The 18482-nt window shown below is 71.0% G+C and carries 20 protein-coding genes and 3 tRNA genes; 14 read left to right on the plus strand and 9 right to left on the minus strand.

Annotated features, from left to right (window positions below; translation table 11 throughout):
* From ABZS71_RS20465 to ABZS71_RS20475, 3 genes are all read left to right on the plus strand, one after another.
* A partial coding sequence (locus ABZS71_RS20465; protein ID WP_356211995.1) for a zinc ribbon domain-containing protein occupies positions 1-195 on the plus strand: 195 nt, incomplete at its 5' end.
* Positions 196-234: 39 nt separating this feature from the next.
* Positions 235-1017 carry a TSUP family transporter gene (locus tag ABZS71_RS20470; RefSeq protein ID WP_355855713.1) on the plus strand — a complete coding sequence of 261 codons (783 nt, stop codon included), beginning with the start codon at positions 235-237 and terminating at the stop codon, positions 1015-1017.
* A 169-nt stretch (positions 1018-1186) separates the two neighbouring features.
* Positions 1187-1810 carry a TIGR04222 domain-containing membrane protein gene (locus ABZS71_RS20475; protein ID WP_356211998.1) on the plus strand — a complete coding sequence of 208 codons (624 nt, stop codon included), beginning with the start codon at positions 1187-1189 and terminating at the stop codon, positions 1808-1810.
* 14 nt (positions 1811-1824) lie between these two features.
* Here ABZS71_RS20475 and ABZS71_RS20480 read toward each other — a convergent pair whose 3' ends face one another.
* Positions 1825-2187 (minus strand): cupin, encoded by a 363-nt coding sequence (locus tag ABZS71_RS20480; protein WP_355855719.1) that lies wholly within the window; start codon positions 2185-2187, stop codon positions 1825-1827.
* A 113-nt stretch (positions 2188-2300) separates the two neighbouring features.
* Here ABZS71_RS20480 and cutA point away from each other — a divergent pair, with 113 nt between their 5' ends.
* Positions 2301-2624: a divalent-cation tolerance protein CutA gene (gene cutA / locus ABZS71_RS20485; protein WP_355855722.1), complete on the plus strand. Its 324-nt coding sequence runs from the start codon at positions 2301-2303 to the stop codon at positions 2622-2624.
* A 9-nt stretch (positions 2625-2633) separates the two neighbouring features.
* On the opposite strand, the gene ABZS71_RS20490 is transcribed toward cutA, so the two are convergent.
* Together ABZS71_RS20490 and ABZS71_RS20495 are read right to left on the minus strand one after the other, a co-directional pair.
* Entirely contained in the window at positions 2634-3332 is a 699-nt protein-coding gene (locus ABZS71_RS20490; RefSeq protein ID WP_356212001.1) for an ElyC/SanA/YdcF family protein, read from the minus strand.
* A gap of 100 nt (positions 3333-3432) precedes the next feature.
* Positions 3433-3573, minus strand: a complete 141-nt coding sequence (locus ABZS71_RS20495) for a hypothetical protein (RefSeq protein WP_356212004.1) — start codon at positions 3571-3573, stop codon at positions 3433-3435.
* 171 nt (positions 3574-3744) lie between these two features.
* Here ABZS71_RS20495 and ABZS71_RS20500 point away from each other — a divergent pair, with 171 nt between their 5' ends.
* The 7 genes from ABZS71_RS20500 to ABZS71_RS20530 all read left to right on the plus strand — a co-directional run bounded on the left by ABZS71_RS20500 (position 3745) and on the right by ABZS71_RS20530 (position 12695).
* A complete protein-coding gene (locus ABZS71_RS20500) occupies positions 3745-4722 on the plus strand; it encodes an adenosine deaminase (protein WP_355855731.1) in 978 nt (325 codons plus the stop codon).
* Positions 4723-4792: 70 nt separating this feature from the next.
* Positions 4793-5251, plus strand: coding sequence for a MarR family winged helix-turn-helix transcriptional regulator (locus ABZS71_RS20505; RefSeq protein ID WP_356212007.1), 459 nt, complete (start codon positions 4793-4795; stop codon positions 5249-5251).
* 211 nt (positions 5252-5462) lie between these two features.
* Positions 5463-6338 (plus strand): sirohydrochlorin chelatase, encoded by an 876-nt coding sequence (locus ABZS71_RS20510; protein ID WP_356212010.1) that lies wholly within the window; start codon positions 5463-5465, stop codon positions 6336-6338.
* Entirely contained in the window at positions 6335-7735 is a 1401-nt protein-coding gene (locus ABZS71_RS20515; RefSeq protein WP_356212013.1) for a deoxyguanosinetriphosphate triphosphohydrolase, read from the plus strand. The genes ABZS71_RS20510 and ABZS71_RS20515 overlap by 4 nt, the downstream gene beginning before the upstream one ends.
* Positions 7736-7842: 107 nt before the next feature.
* Positions 7843-9138, plus strand: a complete 1296-nt coding sequence (locus ABZS71_RS20520) for an FAD-dependent oxidoreductase (protein ID WP_356212016.1) — start codon at positions 7843-7845, stop codon at positions 9136-9138.
* Positions 9139-9198: 60 nt separating this feature from the next.
* Entirely contained in the window at positions 9199-11160 is a 1962-nt protein-coding gene (dnaG, locus tag ABZS71_RS20525) for a DNA primase (protein ID WP_356212019.1), read from the plus strand.
* A gap of 161 nt (positions 11161-11321) precedes the next feature.
* A complete protein-coding gene (locus ABZS71_RS20530) occupies positions 11322-12695 on the plus strand; it encodes an RNA polymerase sigma factor (protein WP_356212022.1) in 1374 nt (457 codons plus the stop codon).
* A 20-nt stretch (positions 12696-12715) separates the two neighbouring features.
* On the opposite strand, the gene ABZS71_RS20535 is transcribed toward ABZS71_RS20530, so the two are convergent.
* Positions 12716-14146 (minus strand): FGGY family carbohydrate kinase, encoded by a 1431-nt coding sequence (locus tag ABZS71_RS20535; RefSeq protein WP_355860168.1) that lies wholly within the window; start codon positions 14144-14146, stop codon positions 12716-12718.
* A gap of 25 nt (positions 14147-14171) precedes the next feature.
* Positions 14172-14441, minus strand: coding sequence for a YtxH domain-containing protein (locus ABZS71_RS20540; RefSeq protein ID WP_356212025.1), 270 nt, complete (start codon positions 14439-14441; stop codon positions 14172-14174).
* A gap of 226 nt (positions 14442-14667) precedes the next feature.
* Between ABZS71_RS20540 and ABZS71_RS20545 the strand changes: the two genes are divergently transcribed.
* The 3 genes from ABZS71_RS20545 (at position 14668) to ABZS71_RS20555 (ending at position 15057) form a co-directional block, all read left to right on the plus strand.
* Positions 14668-14740, plus strand: a tRNA-Asn gene (locus ABZS71_RS20545).
* A 5-nt stretch (positions 14741-14745) separates the two neighbouring features.
* A tRNA-Asn gene (locus ABZS71_RS20550) sits at positions 14746-14818 on the plus strand.
* A 165-nt stretch (positions 14819-14983) separates the two neighbouring features.
* Positions 14984-15057: transfer RNA gene (locus ABZS71_RS20555), tRNA-Ile, on the plus strand.
* A 427-nt stretch (positions 15058-15484) separates the two neighbouring features.
* On the opposite strand, the gene ABZS71_RS20560 is transcribed toward ABZS71_RS20555, so the two are convergent.
* The 4 genes from ABZS71_RS20560 to ABZS71_RS20575 form a co-directional block, all read right to left on the minus strand.
* Positions 15485-15814, minus strand: a complete 330-nt coding sequence (locus tag ABZS71_RS20560) for a tyrosine-type recombinase/integrase (RefSeq protein WP_356212202.1) — start codon at positions 15812-15814, stop codon at positions 15485-15487.
* An 835-nt stretch (positions 15815-16649) separates the two neighbouring features.
* Positions 16650-16997, minus strand: a complete 348-nt coding sequence (locus tag ABZS71_RS20565) for a hypothetical protein (RefSeq protein WP_356212027.1) — start codon at positions 16995-16997, stop codon at positions 16650-16652.
* Positions 16998-17023: 26 nt separating this feature from the next.
* The gene (locus tag ABZS71_RS20570) at positions 17024-17482 is read right to left on the minus strand and encodes a hypothetical protein (protein WP_356212029.1); all 459 of its coding nucleotides are present in this window, start codon (positions 17480-17482) and stop codon (positions 17024-17026) included.
* 486 nt (positions 17483-17968) lie between these two features.
* On the minus strand, positions 17969-18244 hold the full coding sequence (locus ABZS71_RS20575; RefSeq protein ID WP_356212032.1) for a hypothetical protein: 276 nt from the start codon (positions 18242-18244) through the stop codon (positions 17969-17971).
* Positions 18245-18482: the final 238 nt, after the last annotated feature.

An 18482-nucleotide genomic window follows, 5' to 3' on the forward strand; every position in this document is an offset into this window, starting at 1 on the left:
GTCCGTGAGTGGACGTGCGACTGCGGCGCCGTGCATGACCGCGACGTGAACGCGGCTCGCAATATTCTCGCCGCCGGGCTGGCGGCGTCTGCCTGTGGAGACGGTGTAAGACCTCAACGGGAGTCCTCCCGGACGGGGCGGTCGTCGGTGAAGCAGGAACCCCAGCGGGCGACCGCTGGAATCCCCCGCCTTTAGGCGGGGGAGGAAGTCAACGGCCGCTCTAGGCTCCTGATCATGCCTGACATACCCCTGATGACGTTGCTCCTGCTCTGCCTGGCCGCAGGGGCGGCCGGCTGGATCGACGCCGTGGTGGGAGGTGGGGGTCTGCTGCTGCTCCCCGCGCTGCTGGTCGGACTCGGGCAGCTACCGCCCACGTTCATCCTCGGCACCAATAAGGCGGTCGCCATCTGCGGTACGACGGGCGCGGCCGTCACCTACACCCGTAAGGCCCCGGTGGATGTCCGGATCGCCGTCCGGATCGGCGTGGCCGCCGCCGTCGGCTCCCTCGCCGGGGCCTCACTTGCTTCCGGAATCGACAGCGGGGTGCTCCGGCCGCTCATCATGGTCGTGCTGCTGACCGTGCTGGCCTTCATCCTCCTCCGCCCCACCTTCGGCACGGCCCCCGCCCTGACCGGCCCCCTGTCCCGGCACCGCATCCTCACCGCCATCCTGGCGGTGGGCCTCGGCATCGGCTTCTACGACGGCCTGATCGGCCCGGGCACCGGCACCTTCCTGGTCATCGCCCTCGCGGCGACGCTGGGGATGGACCTGGTGACGTCGTCGGCGACGGCGAAGGTGGTCAACGTCTGCACGAATGCGGGTGCGCTGATCACGTTCGGCCTGCAGGGCACGGTGCTGTGGCGGCTGGCGGCGGTGCTGGCGTGTTTCAACCTGGTGGGCGGGATGGTGGGGGCGCGGATGGCCCTGAAGCGGGGGAGTGGCTTTGTGCGGGGGGTGTTGGTGGTGGTTGTGGTCTCGCTGGTGTGCAAGTTGGGTTACGACCAGTGGGTGGGGTGAGGCCTGATCATTTCGGGTGCACCTTCCCGCAAGTCGGTGGCGGTTAGAGTGTGTTGCCTGGCTCAAGTCTTCCTCTGAAGTCCCGCCGGTCAGGATTCATGCCCCACCGGCCGGACAATACTGACACCACCGGCAGCAAGGAATCAGTCGGATGGACGGGGGCATTCCCATGCGAACCATATTTCGGCGCTCTGCCTCGACCGAGCCGCGGACGCTGGACCTGTACGAGATCGCTTATCTGGCGGGCGGGCCCCTGCGCGTGGCCGAAACTGCCCTCATCGCGCTCCACGAGCGAGGCATCGTCACGGTCCAACGTTCTCGGGTGCGCGCCGGGAAAACGCGGGCCGACCATCCGGTCGAGCGCGCGCTCACCGAGCTCTGCCCGTACCGGAAGCGAGTGAGGTTCGTGCTCACCATGCTGCTGAGCGGTCCCGAGACGGAGGAGATCGGGCGCCGACTCGTCTCCTACAGCCTGCTCACCCGTTCCCGGCAACGCCTCACCGCCGCGGGCCGGCGCCACGTGCAGACGGCCAAGGAGGACGGGGCGCTCCCCGTATATGTCTTCGACGGTCCCGCCGCCCTCCCGGACCCGGTTCTGCGCCGCACCGTCAGGGATGCGATACCCATCCCGTCCGGCCTCGGCCGCCGCCTGATCCGCATGGGCAGGGCCCTCGACTCGGACTACGACTCGGACTACGGCTCGGACTACGGCTCGGACTTCGGCTCGCACGGGGGCGGCGATTCCGGCGCCGGTCACCACTCCTGTGGTGGCGGTGGGGGCAGCGACTACTGAGCCCGGCGCCGGCGTCAGGTGGTGGCCGTGTCCTCGTAGGGGGAGGGGCAGCCCGGTGTCGCGGTCACCGCCGTCAGCACTACTACGGAGTCCTCCACCGCGAGCATCGCGTGCCGCTCGTGCGGGACGCGCTCCACCTGCCCCGCGATGATGTCGAAATGGCCGCCGTCCTCACCGATCAGCCGCACATGCCCGTGCAGCACCTGCAGGCTCGCCGCGGGGGGCGCGTTGTGCTCGTCGGTCTCACAGCCGGAGACCATGGCGATCACGCTCTGCCGCAGCGGCCCGTCGTGCAGGAACAGATGCGCGCTGCGCCCGTGCGGGTCGGCCTTGGCGTGGTCCAGATGGTGGCGCGCGAGCGTGGTGAGGTCATCCATGAGTGCCCCTCGATCGGTCCGGTCTGATCGTCGGCGGGTTCCCTCAATCCTCACCGGCTAGCGTGGTGGGCGCCAGTTCGCAGGGGCACGTCCTGGAGAGAGGCTGAGCCGCAGTGGCCGACTACTTGACCGTACTGACCACCACCGACACCCCCGAGAAGGCCGAGGCGATGGCGCGCGGGGCCATCGAGGCGCGGCTGGCGGCCTGTGCGCAGATCAGCCAGCCGGTGACGTCCGTGTACCGGTGGGAGGGGGCGATCGAGACCGCGGCGGAGTGGCAGGTGCTCTTCAAGACGACCGCGGCGCGGTACGACGAGCTGGAGGCGCATATCCGCGAGACGCACGACTACGAGACGCCCGAGGTCATCGCGACCCCGATTGTGAACGGGAGCGAGGACTATCTGGCGTGGGTGGTGACGGAGACGACGATCGGCTGACGGCCCGCTTCACCCGGCCCCGCCCCCGCCCCCGGACCCCGCCAGTGCCCTGTCCACCCCTCGCTCGCGCGGCCCGAGAAAGCGCGGATCCGGCCGGAACGCCGCATCGAGCGCCGCCTTGCTCGCCGCCATGGTCTCCCGCAGCCCGCCGAAGTCCCACGTCGCGTCGTGCGGCTCGTCGACCGCCACCCCGTACGCGTCGATACCCGCCGCCCCGCACAGCGCCAGCGCCCGGCGGATATGGAACCCCTGGCTCACCAGCACCGCCCGGTGCACCCCGAACACCCGCCGGGCGCGGCTGCACGAGTCCCAGGTGTCGAAGCCCGCGTAGTCGCGCACGATCCGCCGGTCCGGGACCCCGTGCTTGACCAGGTAGGCGCGCATCGCGTCCGGTTCGTCGTAGTCATGCCGGCTGTTGTCCCCGGTGACCAGCAGCGCCCGCACCGTGCCGCCCCGGTACAGCCGTACGGCGGCGTCCAGCCGGTGCGCCAGATACGGCGACGGCTCGCCGTTCCACAGCCCCGCCCCGAAGACCACCCCGACCGGCGCCGAGGGCACGTCCGCGACCGTACGCACCCGGTCGTCCGTGCTCAGCCGCAGCCAGGTCGCGGGCAGCAGCGCGACCACACACACCAGCACCGCCGCCCACACCGCCCGCCGCCGCCCCCGCCGCGTACGCGGCAATCGCACCCGCGCCCACCTGAGCATGCGTCCCCCTCGGCCTCACCAACACGGTCGCGCTGTGTGACGCCGCCGCGGGGCGCCGCGGTTGCACCGAGTTACTCGGCGGTTTCCTCCCTCGCGGGCTTCATGGGGGTGACGAATCGAACGGGGAGGGGATGGGTAGCGGCTTGCCGAACGGGACGGTCAGCCGGGCGAGGTGGCCGTGGTCCGACGGGTTCGAGAAGGCCGTGATCTCCTCGGCCCGCATGTCGAACACGAGGTACACCGGTCAGCGTGTCCTCCGTCTGCTACAGAGCGTACTGTCACCCTCACCGTAGAGGCGGACCGCAGCCGGTATGCGCCATCTGTTCGCGTTCCCCCTGACGAGTGATGCGCCCGCTGCCGCTTAGCCTTGGGAGTCGTTCCGTACCACCGAGAAACAGGTGTGATCCCAGCCGTGCCTCCGATCCCCAAAGCCGAGCTCCATCTCCACATCGAGGGCACCCTGGAGCCCGATCTCGCCTTCGCGCTCGCCGAGCGCAATGGGGTCGAGCTGCCGTATGCCACCCAGGGCGAGCTGCGGGCCGCGTACTCGTTCAGCGATCTCCAGGACTTCCTGGACCTCTACTACGCGCTGATGGCCGTCCTGCGCACCGAGGACGACTTCGCGGATCTGACCAACGCCTATCTGGCCCGCGCCGGTGAGCAGGGCGTCCGGCACGCCGAGATCTTCTTCGACCCGCAGGCCCACACCGCGCGCGGCGTCGAGATCGGCACGGTCATCGGCGGGCTCACGCGGGCGCTGGACGCCGCCGAGGAGATGTACGGCATCACCACCCGCCTCATCATGTGCTTCCTGCGCGACAAGAGTGCCGAGTCGGCCCTGGAGACCTTCGAGGCGGCCCGTCCCCACCTGGACCGGATCGCCGCCGTCGGCCTCGACTCGGCCGAGGTCGGCAATCCGCCGTCGAAGTTCCGCGAGGTGTACGCGCGGGCCCGGGAGGCCGGGCTGAAGTGCGTCGCGCACGCGGGGGAGGAGGGGCCGCCCGCGTATGTGTGGGAGGCGCTGGACATCCTCGGCGTGGACCGTATCGACCACGGCGTACGGTGCCTGGAGGACGACGCGCTGGTGGCCCGGCTGGTCGCCGACCAGACCCCGCTGACCGTCTGCCCCCTGTCGAACGTCCGGCTGCGCGTCGTCGACCGGCTGGAGGACCACCCGCTGCCCGCCATGCTCGACGCCGGTCTGCTGGTGACGGTCAACTCGGATGATCCCGCCTACTTCGGCGGCTACGCGGACGACAACTTCACCGCCGTACGGGACGCGCTCGGCCTCGACGAGGCGACGCTGCGCACGCTGGCCCGTAACTCCTTCCGCGCGGCCTTCCTGGACGAGGGGACGCGGGCGGCGTATCTCAAGGAGCTCGACGCTTGACCTCACCTTTGGTTCAACTTCTACGTTCGTGATCAGAAGGACGAGACGGACGTGAGGACGGGACCAGACCATGGAGTACTCGCACAGCGACGCCGAACTGATCCGGCAGCCGATCGGCTACTGGAGCTGGGCCGCCCATAAGGCGATCGTGACCTACATCCGCGCCGGGCTGTCGGACTTCGGCCTCAGCCAGCCCCAGTGGTGGGTGCTGGGCCAGGTCCTCGACGGCGGCGAGGACGGCCGGTCCCGTGCGGAGGTGCGGGCCGTCCTCGAGGGCTATCTGGACGTGGGCGCCGACCTCGAACCCGAGATCGACGCCCTCCTGACCCGTGGCCTGCTCACGACCGACGACGAGAAGCGGCTGCGGCTGACGGACGAGGGCCGCGCGCTCCGCGAGCGGGTGGCGGAGCGGCAGGGGGCGATGCGGGATCGGATCCACGACGGGATCCCGGACGAGGAGTACGTGGCCGTGCTGAAGGTCCTCCAGCGGATGATCGATAACGTGGGCGGCACGGCCTGGCACCACTAGGCCCTGTCCGGACCATGAGGCCCTGTCTTCCGGACCATCTTCGGCGCGACCGAAACCGCGCGGTGCGGGCGCCCCCGGCCCACGGGATCCGGGGGCGGAGCCCCGGCGACAGGGCGACCTCAGCGCGGTGCGGCGCGGGCTGTGAAGTCGGCGCAACCACCCGTCACGGCGGCGCAACGGCCGCGCAATCCGACCCTGCCAGGCTCTCTTTATGACGGCGTCGAACCACCCCGGCCCCTTTGACTTCGACAGCACGGCGCAGCTCGTGACCCAGATCACCGCACAGCTCACCACCCAGCTCAGCCACCTGGGGCTCAGCGGCGCGCGGCGCGGCGGCCACCACGCCCCGCGCGACCGCCCGCCCACCCTCGTCGCCGTAGCCCACGGCAGCCGGGATCCCGCGGCGCCGCGCACCGTGACCGCGCTCATGGGCCACGTCCGCGCGCTCCGCCCCGACGTGCCCGTCCGCATCGGCCATATCGAGCTGAACCAGCCGCTGCTCGCCGACACGCTCGCCGCGCTGCGCGGCGAGGCCGTTGTGGTGCCGCTGCTCCTCGGCCGCGGATATCACATCAAGCAGGACATCCCGAGCGCCGTCGCCGCCGCTCCCCATCTCACCGCCCGCATCGCCGCCCCGCTCGGCCCGCATCCGCTGCTCGCCGAGGCGCTGCACGCGCGGCTGGCCGAGGCGGGCCGGCGGGGCGTGGTCCCGCCCGGGGCGGGCGTCGTCCTGGCCGCGGCGGGCTCGCGCGACCCGGACGCGGCGGTCGACGCGGCCCGGACCGCCGCCCTGCTCAGCGCCCGGCTCGGCGGCGTACCCGTCCTGCCCGGCTACGCCTCCGGCTCCGGGCCCACCGTGCCCGAGGCGATACGGGCCCTGGCCGCGCTCGGCCGTGAGCCCACCGCGGTGGCCTCCTACTTCGCCGCGCCCGGCCGCTTCGCCACCCAGTGCGCGGGCGCCGCCCCGGGGATCGCGGCGGCTCCGCTCGGCGCGCACCCGGCCATGGCCCGGCTCGTGCTCCACCGATACGAACAGGCCCTCACCTCTGCTCCCCTGTCACACCCGGCGGCTACCGTCGGTGTATGACCCGCACCGCACGTCCCGAGCCCGATCCGTCCCGTACGTTTGGAAGCCCTCACACATCCGGGGGCCCATCCGGCGCGGGCGGGGAGGCCGGTGCCAGCCGGATCCCCGGCTATGAGGCGGCGGACCTCGAGCGCTGGGCGCCCGAGCCCGACAAGCGGCCGGGCCGGACCGCCTTCCAGCGCGACCGGGCCCGGGTGCTGCACTCCGCCGCCCTGCGCAGGCTGGCCGGGAAGACGCAGGTCGTGGCCGCGGCCCCGGCCACCGACCCCGGACCGGCCGGGCGCGCCCCGGCCTGGGACGCCACGCCGCGCACCCGGCTGACCCACTCCCTGGAATGCGCCCAGGTGGGCCGGGAGCTGGGGGCCGCCCTCGGCTGTGACCCGGACCTGGTGGAGACGGCCTGCCTCGCCCATGACCTCGGCCATCCGCCGTTCGGCCACAACGGCGAGCAGGTGCTCAACGAGATCGCCGAGCCATGCGGCGGCTTCGAGGGGAACGCCCAGTCGCTGCGGCTGCTCGCCCGCCTCGAACCGAAGCGGTTCGTCCCCGACGCGGAGACCGGCGAGCAGATGAGCGTCGGCCTCAACCTCACCCGCGCCGCCCTCGACGCCGCCACCAAGTACCCCTGGCCGCGCGGCGGCCACCCCCGCGAGCCCGGCTCCCGGAAGTTCGGGGTCTACCAGGAGGACATCCCGGTCTTCGACTGGTTCCGGCACGGCGCTCCCGAGGGCCGTACGACCTTCGAGGCCCAGGTCATGGACTGGTCCGACGACGTCGCCTACTCGGTGCACGACGTCGAGGACGGGCTGCACGCCGGCCATCTCGACCCGAACAGCCTGCTCGCGGAGGTCGAGCGGCGCGAAGTCTTCGCCGTCGCCGCCGACCGCTACGCGCCGGGCGCCGAGCCGGACGAGCTGGCCGAGGCGCTGGACCGGCTGCTCGACCAGGAGTGGTGGCCGCACGGCTACGACGGCTCGTCCGTCGCACAGGCCCGCCTCAAGGACGCCACCAGCCAGCTCATCGGCCGCTTCTGCCTCGCCGCCGAGGGCGCCACCCGCGCCGCGTACGGCACGGGCCGCTTCACCCGCTACGCCGCCGAGCTGGTGGTGCCCCGCGCCACCCGGCTGGAGTGCGCGGTGCTCAAGGCGGTCGCCGACCGGTACGTCATCCAGCGCGTCGACCAGGAGCTGGTCCGCGCCGACCAGCGCGTCGTCCTCGCCGAGCTGGGCGAGGCCCTCATCGCCCGCGCCCCCGAGGGCCTCGACCCCCAGTTCCGCGCCCTCTACGACGCTGCGGAGGACGACACGGCCCGCCTCCGTGCGATCGTCGACCAGATCGCCGCCCTCACGGACGCCTCGGCCCGCACCCTCCACGCCCATCTGACCCACCACCCGTGACCCCCCGGGCCCTTCCCGCCGCACGTCTGGTGCGGGAGGCTCCTTTTGGCTAACGCGACAGGGGTAAGCAAACACTGAGGCACCGCTCGGCAGCGAGGAGGAGACAAGTGGTCGACGCACACCAGACGTTCGTCATCGTCGGAGGGGGTCTGGCCGGGGCGAAAGCCGCGGAAACCCTTCGAGCGGAGGGTTTCACCGGCCGGGTGATCCTGATCTGTGACGAGCGCGACCACCCCTATGAGCGGCCCCCGCTGTCCAAGGGCTTTCTCACCGGCAGCCAGGAGCGCGACAGCGTCTTCGTCCACGAGCCCGGCTGGTACGCCCAGGCCGATATCGAGCTCCATCTCGGCCAGCCCGCCGTCCATCTGGACCGCGCCGCCAAGGCCGTGACGCTCGGCGACGGCACCCGGATCAACTACGACCGGCTGCTGCTCGCCACCGGCGCCGAGCCGCGCCGCCTCGACATCCCCGGCACCGATCTGGCCGGGGTCCACCATCTGCGCCGGCTCGCCCACGCCGAGCGGCTGAAGGGCGTCCTCGCCACCCTCGGCCGTGACAACGGCCAGCTGGTCATCGCGGGCGCGGGCTGGATCGGGCTGGAGGTCGCGGCCGCCGCGCGCGGCTACGGCGCCGAGGTGACCATCATCGAGCCCGAGCCGACCCCGCTCCACCCCGTCCTCGGCCCCGAGCTCGGCGCCCTCTTCGCCGACCTCCACGCCGAGCACGGCGTCCGCTTCCACTTCGGCGCCCGGCTCACCGAGATCATCGGCCAGGACGGCATGGTGCTGGCCGCCCTCACCGACGACGGCGAGGAGCACCCCGCCCACAGCGTCCTGGCCGCCATCGGCGCCGCCCCGCGCACCGCCCTCGCCGAGGCCGCGGGGCTTGAGGTGGTGGACCGCGCGGCAGGTGGCGGCATCGCGGTGGACGCCGCGCTGCGCACCAGCGACCCGGACATCTTCGCGGCGGGCGACGCCGCCTCGGCCCCGCTCGCGTTCCTGGAGGGCACCCCGGTACGGGGCGCCCTGCCGCCGAGCGCCCGGCTGCGCGTCGAGCACTGGGCCAACGCCCTGAACGGCGGCCCGGCGGCCGCCCGCGCGATGCTCGGCCAGGACGTCTCGTACGACCGGGTGCCGTATTTCTTCTCCGACCAGTACGACGTCGGGCTGGAGTACTCCGGCTACGCCCCGCCCGGCTCGTACGACCAGGTCCTGGTGCGCGGCGATGTCGGCAAGCGGCAGTTCATCGCCTTCTGGCTGAGCGAGGGCCGTCTGCTGGCCGGTATGAACGTGAACGTCTGGGACGTCACCGAGCCCATCCAGCGGCTCATCCGCAGCGGCGCCCAGCTGGACCCGGGGGCCCTGGCCGACCCGTCCGTCCCGCTGACCTCCCTGCTGCCTTAAGCGCACCGGCCGGGGTACGGCAGGGACAGCCGTGTCGTACCCCGGCCGTAGAATTCACGCGTGGCAGGCAGGATCAACGATGACGACGTCAAGGCGGTGCGGGACGCGGTCCCGATCGACGCCGTCGTATCCGACTACCTCCAGCTGCGGAACGCGGGCGGTGGCAATCTCAAGGGCCTGTGCCCCTTCCACGACGAGAAGTCCCCGTCGTTCCAGATCAGCCCCAGCAAGGGGCTCTTCTACTGCTTCGGCTGCCAGGAGGGCGGCGACACCGTCGACTTCGTCATGAAGATCGACCACCTCTCCTTCGCCGAGACCATCGAGCGGCTGGCCTCCCAGGCCGGGATCACCCTGCGCTACGAGGAGGGCGGCTACACCCCCGGCCGCCAGCAGGGCGAGCGCACCCGCCTGGTCGAGGCCAACAAGGCCGCCGCGCAGTTCTACGCCGAGCAGCTGGACGGCCCCGAGGCGGAGATCGGCCGGAAGTTCCTCGCCGAGCGCGGCTTCGACCAGGCCGCGGCCCAGCACTTCGGCGTCGGCTACAGCCCGGCCGGCTGGGACCATCTCATCCGGTTTCTGCGCGGCCGCGGCTTCACGGACAAGGAGCTGATCCTCTCCGGCCTCGCCCAGGACGGCCGCCGCGGCCCGATCGACCGGTTCCGGGGCCGGCTGATGTGGCCGATCCGGGACATCACCGGCGAGGTCGTCGGCTTCGGCGCCCGCAAGCTGCGCGACGACGACAACGGCCCGAAGTACCTCAACACCCCCGAGACCCCGCTCTACAAGAAGTCCCATGTCCTGTACGGCATCGATCTGGCCAAGAAGGACATCGCCAAGACCAGCCAGGCCGTCGTGGTCGAGGGCTATACGGACGTCATGGCGTGCCATCTCGCGGGCGTGACCACCGCCATCGCCACCTGCGGCACCGCCTTCGGCGGCGATCACATCAAGATCCTGCGTCGGCTGCTGATGGACAATTCGGGCGCCGAGGTCGTCTTCACCTTCGACGGCGACGCGGCCGGGCAGAAGGCGGCCCTGCGTGCCTTCGAGGACGACCAGAAGTTCGCCGCCGAGACGTATATCGCGATCACCCCGGGCGGGATGGACCCGTGCGAGCTGCGGCTCGCGGAGGGCGATGTGGCGGTCAAGTCGCTGGTCGAGAGCCGCACCCAGCTCTTCGAGTTCGCGATCCGGCAGATCATCGCGCGGCACAACCTGGATACGGCGGTGGGGCGCGCCGCCGCGCTGGAGGAGGCGGCGCCCGTCGTCGCCGGGATCAAGAACAGCTCCATCCAGCACGAGTCGGCGGTCCACCTCGCGGGGCTGCTCGGGATCATGGACACGCAGTTCGTGGTGCGCCGCGTCGGCCAGCTGGCGCGCTGGGCGCGCGAGCGCGGCCGGGGCGGCGATCAGCGCGGTGGTGACGCGCGCGGTGGTGATCCGCGCGGCCGTGGCGCGGAGGGCCGCGGCGGCCAGCGGCACCAGCGGTCGGGGTCCGCGCCGCACCAGGACGCCCCGGCGCCTCCGCGCGGCCCCGCCCTGAACCTCCGCAGCCCCGCCCACCGTGTCGAGCGCGAGCTGCTCAAGCTCGCGCTGCAGCGCCCCGAGCTGGTCTCTCCGGCGTTCGACGCCTACGGCATGGACGAGTTCACCGCCCCGCCGTACGCGGCCGTGCGTAGTGTGATCGAGAGCGCGGGCGGAGTGGGCTCTGCCGACACCGACTATCTGGCACGCGTGCGCGACGCAGCGCCCGACGACACGGTGCGCGCGCTGGTCACCGAGCTGGCAGTCGAGCCGCTGCGTACGCCCAGTCGGCGCGAGGCGGACGAGGCGTACGCGGGTGAGCAGCTGGTGAGGGTTCGGTTGGCGGCGGTCAACCACCGCATCACGGAGATCCAGGGCACCTTCCAGCGCCTCGGGCAGCACGCGGACCCCGCCCACCTCGCCGCCGTGCAGAACGAGCTGTGGGTCCTGCAGCAGTACGGCCGGTCGCTGCGCGACCGGGGGGCCACGGCGCTGTAAGCGGGTTCCGGCCAGCCGTTTCCGGCTCGCGGGGGCCGGCTGGGGGCCGGGTCGGGGCGGCGCTGTAGGCGCCGGGTAGTCGTACGGTCACGGCCCGCTGAGCAGAAAGTCCCCGCACGCCCCTCGTGGCGGGCCTGTGTCGTACCCCACACTGGGGTGCGGTGCCTGAGTCCTCGGAGCGCGGCGGTGTTGGCCAGGAAGGGCCGGAATCCCCCGCAGATCCGCTCATGATGTACGGGACGGACGGCGGCCCGGCCGCCGCAGCCGTACCCGATCGTTCTGCCGCCTCAGCAGCGATCACCCTGGAGGTCGCCCCCGTGCAGACCCAGACCCTCACCGACGCGGCCCCCGCCGCGCCGCCGCATCCTCTGTCCCCCCGTCCACCCGGCGCCGCGCCGGCCGCGCCGCCGGTGCCCGCGCACCCCGAGGCGCCCGGTCCGGACGCCGGTCCGGACGCCGCCGTGGACCCCACGCCGTCCGACGGCACCGCGGAGCCCGAGGCGGCGGTCGAGCCCGAGCCCGAACCCGAGGCGGCGGCCGAGCCCGGGACGCGGGCCGAACCCGAGGCGGCGGTCGAGCCCGAGCCCGAGCCCGTGGAGGCGCCCGTACGGCCCGACACCAGCGGCCCCTCCTCCGACCTCTTCCGCCAGTACCTCCGCGAGATCGGCCGGATCCCGCTGCTCTCCGCGGCCGAGGAGGTCGAGCTGGCCCGCCGGGTCGAGGCGGGCCTGTTCGCCGAGGAGAAGCTCGGCACCACCCCCGACCTCGACAGCCAACTCGCCCTGGACCTCGACCGGTTGGTGGTCCTGGGCCGGATGGCCAAGCGCCGGCTGATCGAGGCGAACCTCCGCCTCGTCGTCTCCGTCGCCAAGCGCTACATCGGCCGCGGCCTGACCATGCTCGACCTGGTCCAGGAGGGCAATCTCGGTCTGATCCGCGCGGTCGAGAAGTTCGACTACGCCCGCGGGTACAAGTTCTCGACGTACGCGACCTGGTGGATCCGCCAGGCCATGTCCCGCGCCCTCGCCGACCAGGCCCGTACGATCCGGGTCCCGGTCCACGTCGTGGAGCTGATCAACCGGGTCGTCCGGGTACAGCGCCGGATGCTCCAGGAGCGCGGCTACGAACCCACTCCCGAGGAGGTCGCGGCCCATCTCGACCTCGCCCCGGAGCGGGTGAGCGAGGTCCTGCGGCTGGCCCAGGAGCCGGTGTCGCTGCACGCTCCGGTGGGCGAGGAGGACGATGTCGCCCTCGGCGACCTCATCGAGGACGGCGACGCCGCGTCCCCGGTCGAGTCCGCGGCGTTCCTCCTGCTCCGCGAGCATCTGGAGGCCGTGCTCTCGACCCTCGGCGAGCGCGAGCGCAAGGTCGTCCAGCTGCGCTACGGACTGGCCGACGGCCGCCCGCGCACCCTGGAGGAGATCGGCCGGATCTTCGGTGTGACCCGGGAGCGGATCCGCCAGATCGAGTCGAAAACGCTCAATAAGCTCCGCGACCACGCCTTCGCCGATCAGCTACGGGGCTATCTGGACTAGCCGTCCGGACCAGGCCTGGCCTAGGCGTCGAAGGCCCCGGGATGCGTCTGCTCCCGTACCGACACGTACTGCTGCCGCACCGCCTGCCCCACCGCCCGTTCGTCCCCCGGCTCGAAGACCTGGCTGGCCGCCGCGGGCCACCGCGGGGGATCGTGTGGCGAGTGGGTGCCGTGCGAGACGCCCAGCGCCCAGGCGGCCTGCCGGGCCGCGCCCAGGGCGGTGTAGTCCGCGGGCTGCGGGACGACCACCTGCGCCCCCAGCAGCGCCGGCGCGATCGCCCGGACGGCCTGCAGATCGGCCGCGGGCCCCAGCAGGAACACCCGCCGCACCTGGACCCCACGGCCGCGCAGCACATCCAGCGCGTCCGCCAGCCCGCACAGCATCCCCTCGAACGCGGCCCGCGCCAGATGCTCCGGCTTCATGGACTCGCGCCGCAGCCCGGTCAGCGTGCCGGCCGTATGCGGCAGATAGGGCGTCCGCTCGCCCTCCAGATACGGCAGCAGCACCAGCCCGTACGCACCGGGCGTGGACTTCATCGCGAGCGCGGAGAGCCCCTCCAGATCGGTGCCGAGCAGCTCCGTCGCGCCGCGCAGCACCCGCACGGCGTTGAGCGTGTGCACGACGGGCAGATGCATCCCGGTGGCGTCCGCGTACGACAGGATCGTGCCCGTCGGGTCGGCCAGCGCCTCGTGGTGGACCGAGAAGACCGAGCCCGAGGCCCCGAGCGAGATCACCGCGTCGCCGAGCCCGACGCCCAGCCCGAAGGCCGCCGCCATGGTCTCGCCCGTCCCGGCGGAGATCAGCAGCCCCTCGGGGGTGTGCCCGGCGGCGTCGGCCGGGCCGATGACCTCCGGCAGCCGCACCTGATGGCCAAGCGCCAGATGGACCAGATCGGGGCGCCAGGAGCCGGTCGCCGCCGACCAGTAGCCGCTGCTGGAGGCCGTACCGCGGTCGGTCGTACGCCGCATCGGCCGCCCCAGCAGCTGCCACACCAGCCAGTCGTGCGGCTGCATCAGCTCGGCCACGCGATGCGCCGCGTCCGGCTCGGCCCGCGCCAGCCAGCGCAGCTTGGACACCGCCTGGGAGGCGGTCGGCACGGCGCCGACGGCCTGGGCCCACGCGGTGCGGCCGCCGAGCGCCTCGACGAGGTCGGCGGCCGCGGCCTGCGCGCGCTTGTCGTTGCCCACCAGTGCGGGACGCACCAGCACCCCGCCCGCGTCCAGCGCGAGCAGCCCGTGCTGCTGCGCCGAGACGCCGATGGCCTGCACCCCCTCCAGCAGCCCGCCCTCGGCGGCCTCGCCGAGGGACATCAGCCACGCCTGCGGATCCATATCGGCGCCGCCGGCCGGATGCGGGGCGTACCCCTGTTTGAGCACGGCACCCGTATCCGTGTCACAGACGACGATTCGTGTGCTCTCGGACGAACTGTCCAACCCGGCGACTATCCCCATGGACCAGATCATGCCACCGCGGAGGCTAGGTGTTACTGGTGCCCCAGTCGTCCTCCTCCATGCCCCGCTCCTCACGCTGCCCGATCCGCTCCCGCAGCGGCCGGACCTTCTCCAGTGCCTTCACGGCGGCCTGCCGGCCCCCGTGCGCGGCCGACTCGGCCGTATTACGGACGGCCGGATTCTGCGCGAGCCGCTGCGCCCACTTGTGCAACTGCTCGTACCGCTCGCGGCCGGCCCGCGCGCCGAGTACGTAACCCACAGCCATCCCGGTCATGAACGTCAGCCGGTAGCGCATCGACCTGCCCTTCTTCGTTGTCCTTCACGTCGGACCCCGGGGTCGTGCTGCGCGCCTACCCACCGGCGCCGCAGATCACCCGCAGATCACCCGCAGATCATCCGGCGACACCTGCGGGGATACCGATTGGCGGAGCACCCCCCTGCTTGCGCTAATGTATGTGTCGCAGCGAGCGCACGCCGTCCGGGAGCACCGGACGAGGTCGCGGTCGAGGCACACGGAGCAATCCCCTGTAGCTCAATTGGCAGAGCAGCCGGCTGTTAACCGGCAGGTTACTGGTTCGAGTCCAGTCGGGGGAGCTCGGTCCCCTGTAGCTCAATTGGCAGAGCATTCGGCTGTTAACCGGAGGGTTACTGGTTCGAGTCCAGTCGGGGGAGCAGCTGAAGAGGGCCCCGCAGGGGCCCTTTTTCATGCCCGCGCAGTGATCCACGCCCTGATCGAAGGCATGGGGGTGCCCACCATCGGCCCCCCGAAGCAACAGATCGTATGAGCGGCTATGCTGCGGCAGACGGCGCACGCAGATGTGTGCGACGCGCCGTTACGGGGCGGTAGCTCAGCCGGTTAGAGCAGCGGACTCATAATCCGTCGGCCGTGGGTTCGAGTCCCACCCGCCCCACCGACGCACTACGCATGTAGAACACTTTCTACCTGCGGAAACGTGAGAACGGGGGTCGCCGCTCTACAGCGGCGGCCCCCGTTCATCCGTTCAGACCAAGATCCAGGGGACACGCAGGGGACGCGGGGACGGATCAGGGGACAGAGGAGCCCTCACGCCGCCGTGCGGCGCTTGTTCGGTGCCCGGCGGGCGGTCCGGGCCGCTACGGGTGGCATGCCCGTCGGCAAGGCCCAGCCGTCCAGGCCCGGGGATTCGGAGCGGGCGATCGTGAAGCGGGTGAGCGAGAAGTCCGCTTGCTGTTCCTCCGGGTACCGGTCGTTGAAGTTCTCGACCCGGACCAGCTCCAGGTCGTTCACAGCGCAGTGGTCACGTATCCACTTCACGGCCGCGTTGGCGGCGTCGTCCTGGCCCCGGCCAGCAAGGGTGATCATGCCGAGGAGATCGGAGTCGGGTTGGGGCTGCGCTCCAACGCACCAGTTGTCCCCCGACTGCCGTGCGCCGTGGGCGAAGAACACGGCGATGTCGCCCTGCCAGGCCCTCTCGGGGTCGCCAGCGGGGTACGCACCACGAAGGGGACGTCGCGGCGAACAACGGTCATCACCGATTCGGCCTCGGCCCGCATCATCCCGGGCAGCACGCTGGTGTAGGTGTCGGAGGTGATCTGGCGCGAGGAGTGGCCCAGCTTCTCCTGGACCACCTTGATGTCGGTACCGGCGAGCAGAGACAGGGTGGCCGCGAGGTGACGCAGGTCGTGCAGGCGGACCGGCGGGAAGGCCGGACAGCTCCACGAGGCGGGTGAAGCGGCGGGAGATCCAGTCGGGGTGCAGCGCCTCGCCGTTCTCGTGCGTCCACACCCGGCCGGCCTCGACGTAGGCGTCTCCCCACTCCTGGTGCTTCTGCTCCTGCTTCGCGCGAAAGCTGACCAGGTTGTCGCCGGACTCCAGGCTCAGGGACAGGGTGCGCACGCTATCGGCCTTCGGCGCTTCGCCGTACAGCTCGTATGCGACCTCCACGATCTGCTGGGAGATGCGCAACCAGAGGGCATCGGTGCTGATCTCCGTCCAGGGCAGCGCGGCCATCTCGCCGCGGCGGGGGCCGAGGAAGATGAAGCTGTGCCACAGCTCGTAGAGCCAGTCGTCCTTCACGAAGTCGAGGAACTGGCCGGTCAGCTCTGGTGTCCAGACCAAGATCGGGCCGGGTTTCTCGCAGGTGCGCTTCCAGTGCGCGATGCGCTCGGGTGTCCAGACGAGCGGCTTCGGCCGGGTAGCCGTTGGCAGCTCCACGAGCTGGGCCCAGTTCCTGGCGAACGCCTGTTCACGCTTGATCCCCCAGGAGAGTGCTGAGCTGAGGGTGTCGTTGATGCGGTGCATAGTGGCGGCGGAGGTGATCTTCCGCAGGCCCTTCTTGCCCTCCCACCCGGACGCTGCGCCGTACTCGGCATGCACCGGTAGCCGCGACTGCCAGCGTTCGAGGGAGAGGAACCGAGCGGGCACCCGCACAGGCCACAGGCACCAGTCGGACCGGGGATGCCGAATGAAGCGGCAGCCACCAAGACTACAGCGAACCGGTGAGCTTGGTTGTCGAGCCGCAGCTCAGTTCCGAATGACGCCATCGGCGTCAGGGGTCCTTCTCCTGGCCTCAGTGTAGAACCACTCGATCAAGTGGGTTCCGAATAGCATCGCTGCGAAGTCCGGATCCCCCTCCTCGCTCAAATCCGGCACAACTCTTTGGTTTCGGACGAAGGTGATCCCGGGATGACTGTCCATGGAAAAGGTCACAGTCGCCCAGACACCGTCCTCGCGGCTGTCGAAGGCCAGTTCGCGCAAAGTGCCACGATCTTCTTCCGTGGCGAACTGGCTGCGCATGCTGGCTTCTGCGGCTCGCTGAAACTGTGCAAGCCACTCTTCTGGACTCAGCTCGCGGCGCGGTGTGCGTTCCACTGGCAATCCCCTCGACTGATAGCCACTCAGGATTCTTTGAATGCCGTTATTATGCCCCTAGGTCGACCGTCGTGAGAATCGCTGTACACCCTTTCAGAGAAGACCACCCTGAACATCACGCCCTTGGCCAAGCGCCACCTGACGACGCGCTTGGTCGGGTCATTGTGGTCAGGCTTGGGCGTCCCATTGTCAAGGGTCTCATCTATCCAGCCGTACAGGGAGCTATCTGGCTCCGGATGACTGTGCTGGATGTGCTTGTACCCCCAGTTGGTGGTCCCTTCCCGTAGAGGCACGTCTGTGCCGTCCTTCGCGAAGAACGAGGTACGTACCTTCCACTGACCTGTGGGTGCTTGTGCTGGCGCCGCCGACAAGGGGCCTGTCTTCGGGGTTTCGGCGGCCTGCGTCGGTACCGCTGACATGCCAAGAATGCCTAAGGACGCTGCTGCGACCCCCACGAGGAGCCGTCGGGCGATTTGCGTGATCATTCTTCCTTTCGTGGTCAGGACTCACTGACGCATGCAAGTGAAGGATGTGCCTGCTGAGACAGGAGAGGCCGGAATAAGACACGCCGGTTATCTGTCGTCACCTGACGGTGAACTGACCTGGACACACGGAAGCGGGTCAGAGCGTCCCGGAGTGAGCCAGAGTAAAATCTAGCGACTCATAATCCGTCGGCCGTGGGTGCCCATACCTCGTACGGCTCCACGGGGGCACCGTGACCGTGCCGGGCTGTCGGTCGATAGCCAGCCGCGCCCTGCAGAGAGCGCGGTGGCGACCGTCATCGGGTCGGCCTCTGCTGCCGCGTGCGGCGTGTGGTGGAGAGGGCTTCGAACGGGTCGAGCTGCTTCGGGAAGCTGGGAGCGACCTTGGGCAGGCGTAGATGGTCCGGCCGCCGACGCCGGCGCCGTGCGCCATCCCCACGATGATCGGATCGTCAGTCGGCTGGTCGCAGCGGGCGCAGATCTGAGATGTCACCGGACCACCCCGTCCTCGCTCGGGCCCAGCTCCGCGATGGCGGCCCGGACCAGCGCCTCGCGTAACCGGGCGGCGTCCGTGAGATACCGGTCGGGGCCCACCGGGACGTGCCAGTGCAGACGGGGACCTCTCGTGTACGTGACGGGAGGTACGCCGATGTACGTGATCGCCGGGCTGCCCGCGCCGAGCACATGCACCTGCCGGATGCGCTGCCAACACCGCGCGCTTCCGGGGGCGATGAGCCAGTACATGTGGGCATAGTCGGCGATCACGGCGCCGGTTGCGCTGCCGAGTAGTTCCAGGACCCGTTCGCCAATGGGTGCGGGGGCGCGTACTGCGTCCCAGTGCGTGCCTGCCTCTACCAGCTCTACGTCCTGGCGGGGCGGTGTCCATGGGGTGGGTGTTCTGATGTCGGTCTGCACGAGAAGGGCCCCCAGCGGCGTCGGTGATCAGGTGATGACCGACCGTAAGAGCGCCGGAGATGGAGAAGGGGCCGACCCCGAGCAGGCC

The organism is Streptomyces sp. NPDC005393 (assembly GCF_040606675.1).
In the GTDB taxonomy this organism is placed as follows: domain Bacteria; phylum Actinomycetota; class Actinomycetes; order Streptomycetales; family Streptomycetaceae; genus Streptomyces.